Annotated in this window: 8 protein-coding genes; 7 read left to right on the top strand and 1 reads right to left on the bottom strand. The window is 63.0% G+C overall.

Annotated elements, in window-relative coordinates:
* The first annotated feature begins 113 nt into the window (after window positions 1-113).
* From AB4Z11_RS10320 to rhaM, 6 genes are read left to right on the top strand one after another with little or no spacing between them, the layout of a single operon-like run.
* Window positions 114-2213, top strand: coding sequence for a bifunctional rhamnulose-1-phosphate aldolase/short-chain dehydrogenase (locus tag AB4Z11_RS10320; protein WP_442025079.1), 2100 nt, complete (start codon window positions 114-116; stop codon window positions 2211-2213).
* A 39-nt stretch (window positions 2214-2252) separates the two neighbouring features.
* Entirely contained in the window at window positions 2253-3545 is a 1293-nt protein-coding gene (gene rhaI, locus AB4Z11_RS10315) for an L-rhamnose catabolism isomerase (protein ID WP_442025077.1), read from the top strand.
* Window positions 3546-3548: 3 nt separating this feature from the next.
* Window positions 3549-6389, top strand: coding sequence for a glycosyl hydrolase (locus AB4Z11_RS10310; RefSeq protein ID WP_442025075.1), 2841 nt, complete (start codon window positions 3549-3551; stop codon window positions 6387-6389).
* A gap of 14 nt (window positions 6390-6403) precedes the next feature.
* The gene (locus tag AB4Z11_RS10305; protein ID WP_442025073.1) at window positions 6404-7846 is read left to right on the top strand and encodes a glycoside hydrolase family 28 protein; all 1443 of its coding nucleotides are present in this window, start codon (window positions 6404-6406) and stop codon (window positions 7844-7846) included.
* Window positions 7843-9087, top strand: coding sequence for a glycoside hydrolase family 88/105 protein (locus AB4Z11_RS10300; protein WP_442025071.1), 1245 nt, complete (start codon window positions 7843-7845; stop codon window positions 9085-9087). Before AB4Z11_RS10305 ends, AB4Z11_RS10300 begins: the two co-directional genes overlap by 4 nt.
* Window positions 9084-9398: an L-rhamnose mutarotase gene (rhaM, locus tag AB4Z11_RS10295; protein ID WP_442025069.1), complete on the top strand. Its 315-nt coding sequence runs from the start codon at window positions 9084-9086 to the stop codon at window positions 9396-9398. Before AB4Z11_RS10300 ends, rhaM begins: the two co-directional genes overlap by 4 nt.
* On the opposite strand, the gene AB4Z11_RS10290 is transcribed toward rhaM, so the two are convergent.
* Window positions 9386-10291, bottom strand: coding sequence for an alpha/beta hydrolase (locus tag AB4Z11_RS10290; RefSeq protein WP_442025067.1), 906 nt, complete (start codon window positions 10289-10291; stop codon window positions 9386-9388). The genes rhaM and AB4Z11_RS10290 overlap by 13 nt on opposite strands.
* A gap of 11 nt (window positions 10292-10302) precedes the next feature.
* On the opposite strand from AB4Z11_RS10290, the gene AB4Z11_RS10285 reads away from it, so the two are divergent.
* Window positions 10303-10891 (top strand): 3-keto-disaccharide hydrolase (locus AB4Z11_RS10285; RefSeq protein WP_442025065.1); only part of this gene is annotated, 589 nt, incomplete at its 3' end.

Below are 10891 nucleotides of genomic sequence, written 5' to 3'. Positions count from 1 at the left end.
GTTCTTAGTCATCATGTTGATTGCTTCCGCATTGACACCCCACCGGCCGCTGATTTCTACTGGCTCCGGTTGCCTCGAAGGCAAAACAAACGCAATTCAACACGGAGAAAGTAATGCAAGATTCAAAGCAGAAGGCAGCGATCGAATCGCTGTGGGACGACGCGAAGGCCGCCTCCATGAGCGAACCAGAGCTGCTGCTGTACCGTTCCAACCTGCTCGGATCGGACCTGCGCATCACGAACTTTGGCGGCGGTAATACCTCGGCCAAAGTGATGATGGAAGATCCGCTGAGCGGTGAGCAGGTGGAGGTTCTGTGGGTGAAGGGCTCGGGCGGTGACCTGGGAAGCATCAAACTGGATGGCTTCTCCACGCTCTACATGAGCAAACTGCAGGCGCTGAAGCAGCGCTACCGCGGTCTTGAGCACGAAGACGAGATGGTCGGCTATCTGCCGCACTGCACTTTCAACCTGAATCCACGCGCCGCGTCGATCGACACGCCGCTGCACGCCTACATCGACCGCAAGCATGTGGACCACATGCACCCGGACTCCGTGATCGCCATCGCCGCCTGCGCCAGCAGCAAGGCGCTGACCGCAAAAATCTTCGAAGGTGAATTGGGCTGGCTGCCGTGGCAGCGTCCGGGCTATGACCTGGGCCTGAAGCTGGAAGCGCTGTCGAAAGCGCAGCCGGAACTGAAGGGCATCATCCTGGAAGGCCACGGCCTGTTCACCTGGGGCGATACCGCCAAGTCCTGCTACGAAACCACGCTGGCCATCATCAAGCGCGCCGAGGAATGGCTGGCCGCGAATGTGAAGCAGCCGGTGTTCGGCGGCGCGGCGATTGCGCCAATGGCCGCGCAACAGCGCGCTGACCTGGCTGCGCGCCTGATGCCTATCCTGCGCGGCAAAATCAGCAAGACCGAATTCAAACTGGGCCACTTCGACGATAGCGCCGCCGTGCTCGAATTCGTGTGCAGCCGTGATCTGAAGCCGCTGGCGGCGCTGGGCACTTCCTGCCCGGACCACTTCCTGCGCACCAAGATCCGTCCCTATGTGATCGATTTCGATCCGTCCAAGCCGGACTTTGACGCGCTGGTCGCCAGCCTGGATGCCGGCCTGGAAGCCTACCGCGCCGACTACGTGGCTTACTACGAGCGCTGCAAGCGTTCCAACAGCCCGGCCGTACGCGACGCAAATCCGATTATTTACCTGATTCCGGGCGTGGGCATGCTGTCTTTCGCCAAGGACAAGGCCACGGCGCGTATCGCCGGCGAGTTCTACGTCAACGCGATCAACGTGATGCGCGGCGCGAACGGTGTGGATTCCTATGTCGGTCTGCCGGAGCAGGAAGCCTTTGACATCGAATACTGGCTGCTGGAAGAGGCGAAGCTGCAGCGTATGCCGAAGCCGAAATCCCTGGCGGGCCGCATCGCTCTGGTGACCGGCGGCGCAGGCGGTATCGGCCAGGCTGTCGCGCGCCAGCTGCTGCAGGAAGGCGCATGCGTGCTGCTGACCGATATCGATAAGGAAGTGCTCGATGAGGCGCACAAAGCCCTGGTCAAGGTCGCAGGCAAGGACAACGTGGCCAGCTTTATCGCCGACGTGACCAGCGAACAGGCAGTGGAAGACGTGCTGCGCGAATCCTCGCTGCGCTTTGGCGGCGTGGACCTGCTGGTGTCCAATGCCGGTATCGCATCCTCCGCACCGCTGGAAGACACTACCCTGGAAATCTGGCAGCGTAATCAGGATATTCTGGTCAAGGGCTACTTCCTGGTCAGCCGCGGCGCTTTCCGCATCATGAAGCAGCAGAAGCTGGGCGGCAGCATGGTGTTCGTGGCGTCGAAGAACGGCCTGGTGGCATCGGCTGGTGCCTCGGCCTACTGCACCGCCAAGGCTGCGGAAATTCATCTGGCGCGCTGCGTGGCGCTGGAAGGTGCGCCACATGGCATCCGCGTCAATGTCGTCAATCCGGACGCCGTGATCCGCGGTTCCCGCATCTGGGATGGCAAGTGGAAGCAGGAGCGTGCACAATCGAACAAGATCGAAGCGGACGATGTGGAAGCCTTCTACCGCGACCGCAGCATGCTGAAACTGAGCGTTCTGCCGGAAGATATCGCAGAGGCGGTGTACTTCCTGGCCAGCGACAAGGCAGGCAAGAGCACTGGTAATGTAATCAACGTGGATGCCGGCAACGCCGCAGCTTTCACGCGATAGTCAGACCGCAATAAGCGGCGGAACAAAGGAGACAACGAGATGAGTGCAGTATTCGACCAGGGCCAGGTGGCCGCGCATAACGCCACCCTGCAGGCAAACCTGGATGCCGACTACGCCGCCTTGGGCGGCATGCTGGCGCGCCGCGGTGTGGACATTGAAAAGCTGACCGCGGCGGCCCAGAGCTTCGCGGTGGCTATCCCCAGCTGGGGTGTAGGCACCGGCGGCACGCGCTTTGCGCGCTTCCCCGGCAAGGGCGAGCCGCGCAATGTGTTCGAGAAGATGGAAGATTGCGGTGTGATCCATCAGCTCACTCGTGCGACGCCTTCCGTTTCGCTGCACTTCCCGTGGGATAAGACGGACGATCCGAAAGCCCTGCGCGAGCAGGCTGCGTCGTACGGCTTAGGCTTCGACGCGGTCAACTCCAATACCTTCCAGGATCAGGCCAATCAGGCGCAGACCTACAAGTACGGCAGCCTGACCGCGCAAAGCGCCGCCGTGCGCGCGCAAGCTGTGGCGCACAATATCGAGTGTATCGAGTTGGGCAAGGCGCTTGGATCGAAGGCGCTGACCGTGTGGGTGGGCGACGGCGCCAACTTCCCCGGCCAGCACAATCTGCGCGGTTCGCTGGAGCGCTATCTGGATTCCATGCGCGACATTTACGGTGCGTTGCCGGAAGACTGGCTGGTCTTCATCGAACACAAGCTGTTCGAGCCGGCCTTCTATGCAACCACCATCGCTGACTGGGGCACCAGCTTCGCATGCGCGCAGCAATTGGGCGACAAGGCGAAGTGCCTTGTCGATTTGGGCCACCATGCGCCCAACACCAATATTGAAATGATCGTGGCGCGCCTGGCGCAGTTCGGCAAGCTGGGTGGCTTCCACTTCAACGATAGCAAGTATGGCGACGACGACCTGGATTCGGGCAGCATCAATCCTTTCCAGCTCTTCCTGATCTTTAACGAACTGGCGGATGCCACTTTGCGCGATGCCGCGCTGCGTCCGGCCTATATGCTGGACCAGTCGCATAATGTGACCGATCCGATTGAGAGCCTGATGAACAGTGCAGCGGAAGTGCAGCGCGCTTTCGTACAGGCGGCATTGGTCGATCGCGAAACGCTGCGCGGCTTCCAGGAATCGAATGATGCACTGCAGTCGGCGCAAACGCTGAAGCAGGCTTACCGCACGGACGTCAGCCCCATCCTCGCGATGGCGCGCGCACGCTCGGGAGGCGCGATCGATCCGGTGGCGTGCTACCGCGCGGCCGGCTATCGCGAACAGGCTGCCGTGCGCCGTCCGGCCAAGGCAGGAGTAAGCGGCAGCGGCATCGTCTGAGCCGTGCGCCGGCTTCCCCTGGCATGCCTGGCGGCCGTAACGCTGGGCAGCGCGGCCGTCGCCGGTTCGACGGCCGCTGCACGTTCTGACGGCGCCTCCCCCGCCGCCGCGCCTTCGCAAGCCGGCGTGGCTGCGACCCGCAGCGCTGGGCCTGTGCATTCGGACCGTATCGCGGACGTAGTGGCCCGGCTGGCTGCGCCACCGGATGATGCGCGGCCGATGGTGCGCTGGTGGTGGTTTGGCCCCGCCGTGGTCAAGCCGCAGCTTGAGCGCGAACTGAACGCGATGAAGGCGGGCGGCTTCGGCGGCGTGGAAATCCAGCCCGTCTACCCAATGGAACTGGACGACGCCACGCGCGGCATCCACAACGTTCCTTATCTTTCCCCCGAGTTCCTCGACGCTGTCAGCTTCGCCAACAACAAGGCGCATGATCTCGGCCTGCGCGTCGACATTACGCTGGGCAGCGGCTGGCCCTACGGCGGTCCGCACGTCACGGCAGCTGATTCCGCAGGCCGGCTGCGCCAGGCGGTATTTGAAGTACCCGCCGGTGCGGCATCCGTCACACTGCCTGCCCTCGCCAGTGGTGAACAACTGCTGGCCGCCTTCATTGGCGAAGGCAGCGCCAAGGAGTTTGACGCCACTCGTCTCGCATCGCTCACGCTGACGGCTGGCGCACCATCCGGCCGCGCGGCCGTATCGGCTGCTGCGTCAGCGCGCGTTGCGGTGTTCTACATCGCCAGCCACACTGGCCAGCAAGTCAAGCGTCCCGCACTGGGCGCCGAAGGCTTCGTGCTCGATCACCTGAGCCGCCGCGCCATTGACAATCACCTGCAAACGGTCGCCGAGCCGCTGCTCAAGGCCTTCGGCGACAAGCCGCCATACGCGGTCTTCTCCGACAGCCTGGAGGTCTACAACACCGACTGGACGGAAGACTTCCTCGCCGAATTCCAGCGCCGCCGCGGCTATGATCTGAAACCGCATCTGCCGGTCATCTTTACCGGCCAGGGCCCGGACGCCGCCGCGCTGCGCCGCGACTGGGCGCAAACGCAAACGGAACTCGTCAACGAACGCTATCTCACGCCGCTGAACGATTGGGCACGTGCGCATGGTACGCAATTCCGTTCGCAGACTTACGGCGAGCCGGTGGTGACCATGTCCAGCAACCGCCTGGTGGCGCTGCCGGAAGGCGAGGGGCCACAATTCCGCAGCTTCTCCTTTACACGCTGGGCGACGTCGGCAGGCCATTTGTATGGCCGCAATGTGATCTCCGCCGAAACCTGGACCTGGCTCAATTCGCCGGCCTTCAGCGCCACGCCGCTGGACATGARGGCCGAAGCGGACCGCATGCTGCTGCAAGGCGTGAACCAGTTCATTGGCCACGGCTGGCCCTACAATCCTCCAGGAACGCCGGAACCGGGCTACTCCTTCTACGCGGCAGCGGTGTTCAACAACCATCAGCCGTGGTGGAACGTCATGCCGGACGTGAACGCCTACCTCCAGCGCACCAGCTACCTGATGCGACAGGGCGCGCCTGCCAATGACGTTGCCGTATTCCTGCCGACGGACGATGTCTACGCCTCGCTCACGCCGGGCAAGATGTCCGTCTCGGCCGAGATGCACAAGTTCGTCACGTCTGCGCTGACCGAACAGGTGCTGGATGCGGRCCACAATTTCGATTACGTGGATGCCGAATCCGTGCTGGCGCTGGGCGTCTCGCACAAGGCGCTTGTGCTGCCGCACATTGTGCGCCTGTCGCCGGCTGTGCTGGCAAAACTGGAAGCTTATGTGCGCAGTGGCGGCAAGATCATCGCCGTTGGCGGCAAGCCATCGCTGGCGCCAGGCTATGCCGACGCCGCGCACGTCACGCCGCAGGTCGTTGCAGCGACGCAGAAGCTCTTTGCTTTGAGCGGCGTGCAGCTTGTTGCCGATGATGCCGCCGTGGGCGCTGCGCTCGCCCGCGCAGTAGCGCCCGATCTCAAGCTTGCCTCATCGGCTGGCGACGTCGGCTTCATTCACCGCAAACTGGCTGATGCCGACATCTATTTCATCGCCAATACCAGCAACCATTCCGTGCGCACCACCGCGGCTGTTCGCGCCGCTCGCCGTCACGCGGCCTGGTGGGACTGCGTGAGCGGCCAGTCCGCTGCTGCGACCGTACAGCCGTCGCTCGCCCTCGACCTGGCGCCTTACGAGTCCCGTATCCTCGTCCTTGCAGACAGTCCGGCCCAGTTGGCCGCAACGACGAAGGATGCGGCGGCCGGCGCGCGTGCGCCCGCGACGGCGTCAGCCTGGCCGGCTGTGGGCACTGTGGTAGCTGACTGGAGCCGCGACTGGAACGTCACTTTCCCCGGCCGAGCGCCGGAGGCGATGCCAGCGTTGCTCTCCTGGACCGACAATGACTCCACGCGCTTCCTGTCGGCCGAAGTGCTGTATGCGAAGACGGTCGATCTGAACGCCAGCCAGCTGCGCGGACATTTGACGCTTGATTTTGGCGAAGGCAAGCCGTTGGACGCTACTCCGAAAGTCCCCGCCGGCATGCGCGCCATGCTGGAAAGCCCGATCCGTGAAGCGGCCGTGGTCTTTATCAACGGCCAGCGCGCGGGATCGCTCTGGAAGCCGCCATACAGGCTCGATGCCACCCCATGGCTGCACGAGGGGAGCAACAAGATCGAGGTGCGTGTCGCCAATCTCGCCATCAACGGCCTGGCCGGGCAGGATCGCGCCGATCACCGCCTGCTGTGGGCGCGTTACGGCCAGCGCTTTGTACCGCAGGATACGCACCTGATCACGCCACATCCATCCGGCCTGCTTGGCCCTGTGCGCCTGCTTGGGGGCGCTCAATGAAAGGAAAGTGCTCCATGAATTGGACACCAAAATTTGCCGCAGCCGTGGGCGTGGCCCTGGCGATGCTGGCGGCCGGCGCGGCATCTGCGAAGAACGTCAGCGTCGCCGACTTCGGCGCGAAAGGTGACGGCGCGACGATGAACACACGGGCCATCCAACGCGCTATCGACGCAGCAGCGCAAGGTGGCGGCAAGGTCAGCTTCCCGGCCGGCACCTACCTGACCGGCTCCATTTTCGTGAAGACCGGCGTCACGCTGCGCCTGGATAAGGGTGTCACCCTGCTTGGCTCGCAAAAACTGGAAGACTACCCAGTGATGGCGACGCGCATTGCCGGCATCGAAATGAAATGGCCCGCCGCGCTGGTCAATATCTACGAACAGGAGCGCGCCGCGATCGAAGGCGAGGGCACCGTCGATGGTGACGGAAAAATCTTCTGGGACAGCTACTGGAACCTGCGCAAGGAATACGAACCGCGTGGCCTGCGCTGGGCTTCCGACTACGACGCCAAGCGTCCACGCCTGATTCAGGTCTTCAATAGCAAACACGCCAGGATCGGCGGCGGCCTGCTGCTGCGCCGCTCAGGCTTCTGGACCCTGCACATCTGCTACTCCGAAGATGTGACCGTGGACGGTGTCGTCATCCGCAATAATGAAGGCGGCCGTGGTCCATCCACTGATGGCATCGACATCGATTCGTCCAGGAAAATCCTGGTGCAGCACGCGGATATTGCCGTCAACGACGACGCTCTGTGCATGAAGGCCGGCCGCGACTCCGATGGCCAGCGCGTGGCGCGCCCGACGGAAGACGTCATCGTCCGCGACTCGGTGGTGCGTGATGCCGCAGCTGGCATCACCTTCGGCAGCGAAACGGCAGGCGGCTTCCGCAATGTCGAAGCCTACAACATCAAGGTCGAAGGCAATGTCCCCGTCGGCATCCTGTTCAAATCCGCCCACACACGCGGTGGCTTCGGCGAGAACCTGCGCATTCACGACTTCACAATGACCAATATCCCCGTCGTGCTGCGCATTACGATGAACTGGAACCCGAGCTACAGCTACGCGAAGATTCCGGACGAGATCAAGGATTATCCGCCGTACTGGAAAGTGCTGGCCACGCCAGTGCCGCGTGAAAAGGGTATCGCCCACTTCCACGACGTGAAGATCTGGAACATCAAAGCTACCGGCGCTACAACGGCGTTTGAAGTTAGCGGCTACAAGGAAGCGCCCCTGCAGCGCTTCAGCCTCGATAATCTGGACATCCAGGCCAGCAAAGGCGGCCAGCTGTATGACGTGAAAGACTGGCAGTTCACCAAGCTGAAACTGGCCATCGCCTCGCCGGTTGAATTGGAAGACGCCGGCGCAGTACGCGGCCTGCCGAAAGAAAGCTTCATCGTGCGCTCTCCGCAACCGAAAGAAGATCCCTCGAAGAAGAGTTTCGAAGAACAGGATAAGTCATGACCGACAGCCTCGCCCACACGCGCTCCGCATCGCTTCCGCTTCGCCCAAGGATCGCCGCGCTATCACTCGCGATCGGCCTCGCTGGCTGTGCCACAGCGCCGCAAGAGCCGGCGGCCGGCAGCTACCCACTGCCAACGCCGGCGATGCAGGCCATCGTGGACAAGGACACCAGCCGCTTCTTCGGCGACGCCCCGGCCAACGGCGGTCCGCTGGCAACCGATCTGTCACCGGCGCTGACGGCTGAAGCCATCGACAAGGCACTGCGCAAGGTCGCCGACTGGCAGCTGGAGCGCACGCAAAAGCACCTTGACCGCATCTGGACCTCGTCGGTGCTGTTCACCGGCTTCATGGCTGCATCGGAAGCGACCGGCGACCGCAAATACCGCGACGCCATGCTGGCGATGGCAAAGCAATTCAGCTGGGACCTGCGCGGCCCGTATCCCAATGCCGATGACCAGAGCGTTGCCCAGACCTACCTTGAGCTGTACTTCCAGGACGGCGGCGATGAGCGCATTGCCCCAACGCGCGCCTTCCTGGACACCCTGCAGCCGCTGCCAACCTTGCGTCCCGGCGATGCCCGCCTGCCGTGGTGGTGGTGCGATGCGCTGTTCATGGCGCCCCCGGTCTGGGCCAAGATGTACAAGGCCACCGGCGACCGCAAGTATCTGGACTACGTACACGATCAATGGCGCAAGACTTACGACGCGCTGTACGACAAGGAAGAGCACCTGTACGCGCGTGACGTCAGCTATCTGAGCAAGCGCGAGCCGAACGGCAAGAAGATCTTCTGGTCGCGCGGCGAAGGCTGGGTGATGGGTGGCCTGGCGCGCACCATCGACTACATCCCGCAAGACGATCCACAGCGCCAGTTCTATATTCAGCAATTGCGCGAGATGTCGGCGCGCATCGCATCGCTGCAAGGCGCGGACGGTCTGTGGCACGCGGGTTTGCTCGATCCGGCCAGCTACCCGCTACCCGAAATCTCCGGCTCCGCGCTGTTCGTGTATGGCATGGCATATGGCGTCAACAAAGGSTATCTGGACGCCGCAACCTATAAGCCGGTGATCGAACGCGCCTGGGCCGGTATCCTGAAAAACGTGTATGCCGACGGACGGCTTGGCGGCATCCAGCAAACGGGAGCCGAGCCAGCCTACTACCGGCCAGCGTCGAGCTTCAATTATGGCGTTGGCGGCTTCCTGCTGGCCGCGTCGGAACTCAAGAAAATGGCGGTGAACAAATGAACACGCGTGCATTCCGTATGAAACTCAAGCCGGGGACGGTGGCGGAATACCGCCGCCGCCATGACGAGATCTGGCCCGAGCTGTCGGAAGCGCTGAGTGAAGCCGGGATCTACGACTACTCCATCTTTCTGGACGAAGAAACCCTGCACCTGTTCGCAGTGCTGAAACTCCGGTCGGAAAACAAGATCGACGAGCTGCCGCAGCAGCCCGTCATGAAGAAGTGGTGGGATTACATGGCCGACCTGATGGAGACGGCGCCGGGCAACCGCCCCCGTGAATGGCCGCTGCAGCCGATGTTCTATTTGGCCTGAGGCGTATTCAGCAGGCCGCGAGCGCGCATCCACTCTTCGGCGCGGCGTGGCCATGCCGACGCGGTGCCCAGGTTATCGCGCATGCCCATGCCATGGCTGCCATGCTCAAACAGATACATCTCCGCCGGCACCTTGTTGCGGGTGAGCGCCTGGAAGAACAGGATGCTGTTCTCGACCGGCACCGCCTGATCGGCCTGAGTGTGGATCAGCAGGGTGGGCGGCGTGGCGGGCGTCACCTGTTTTTCGAGGGACATCAGCTGCACCATTTCCGGCGGAGGCGAGGCGCCCAGCAGGGCCTTGCGCGAGCCCATATGCGCGGCGGGAGCTTCCATGGTGATCACCGGGTACATCAGCATCAGAAAGTCAGGGCGGGCGCTGACAGCGTCCAGCGCAGCGCCGGTGCGGCCGATGGGATGATTGAACAGTGTGCCGGCGCTGGCCGCCAGATGGCCGCCCGCCGAACTGCCCATCACGCCGATGCGATTCGGATCGATGCCGAATTCGGCGGCGCGCGAGYGGACCATGYGCACGGCGCGCAGCACGTCCTGCAATGGCGCGGGGTGGCCGAATTCCTGCATACGGTAGGTCAGCACGAAGCTCGTCACGCCGAGGGTGCTAAGCCAGTTGGCGTACTGATAACCCTCGCGCGCAGCCGCTTCGCGTACGTAGCCGCCGCCCGGAGCGATGATGACTGCGGTACCATTCGGACGGTCCACCGCGGCGGGGACGAGGGTGAGGGCCGGTTCGCTGACGTTGGAAATATAGCCGTCCTTGCGCAGTTCGGGGCCGATATTGCGTGCGCCCGGCACGCCTTCAGGCCACAATGGAATATCGGCAGCGGATGCCAGCGCGGCGCTGGCGGAAAGCAGAAGAAACAGCAGTGTCTTTTTCATTCGGAGTCCAAATGGTTAATCGAATTCTTTGTGCAGCATTGTTGCTGGTTGCAAGTGGCGCTTCGGCGGCCGATATGTTCAACGGCCGCGATTTCAGCGGATGGGAATTGCGTACCGATCCTGCGGCGAGCGTCGCGAGCGTGTTCAGTGTACAACCAGGCGGTGTGATTGCGTCTGCCGGCAAGCCGCTGGGCTTTCTGGCGACCACGGCAAGCTACCGCAACTACAAGCTGCACGTTGAGTGGCGCTGGCCGGGCAAGACCGGCAACGGCGGCGTGCTGCTGCATATCAGCGAAGGACCGATGGACCGCGTGTGGCCACTGAGCCAGCAAGTGCAGACCAAATTCGGCAACGCTGGCGACCTGCTGCCGATGGCGAATGCCAGCTTTACCGAAGCGCTGACCGGCAACAAACCGCCGGTGAAGGCGCATATTGCAGCGGATAGCGAGCGGCCGGCGGGAGAATGGAACAGTGCGGATATCGTCAGCCGCGACGGCAGCATCGAAGTGACTGTCAACGGTGTGCTGCAGAACCGCGTGACCGGCGCCAAACCGAGCGAAGGCCACATCGGCTTCCAGCTTGAAGGTACGCCTTACGAGC

Source organism: Pseudoduganella sp. RAF53_2 (assembly GCF_052113985.1).
In the GTDB taxonomy this organism is placed as follows: Bacteria; Pseudomonadota; Gammaproteobacteria; order Burkholderiales; family Burkholderiaceae_D; genus Rugamonas.
Note: the sequence above shows the minus strand (reverse complement) of the source record. Positions and strands in the feature narration are given on the sequence as shown.

What these genes read in the sequence shown, in the direction of transcription:
- AB4Z11_RS10320 (WP_442025079.1), top strand. Translation starts at nt 114, where the DNA reads ATGCAAGATTCAAAGCAGAAGGCAGCGATCGAATCGCTGTGGGACGAC.
- AB4Z11_RS10305 (WP_442025073.1), top strand. Translation starts at nt 6,404, where the DNA reads ATGAATTGGACACCAAAATTTGCCGCAGCCGTGGGCGTGGCCCTGGCG.
- rhaM (WP_442025069.1), top strand. Translation starts at nt 9,084, where the DNA reads ATGAACACGCGTGCATTCCGTATGAAACTCAAGCCGGGGACGGTGGCG.
- rhaI (WP_442025077.1), top strand. Translation starts at nt 2,253, where the DNA reads ATGAGTGCAGTATTCGACCAGGGCCAGGTGGCCGCGCATAACGCCACC.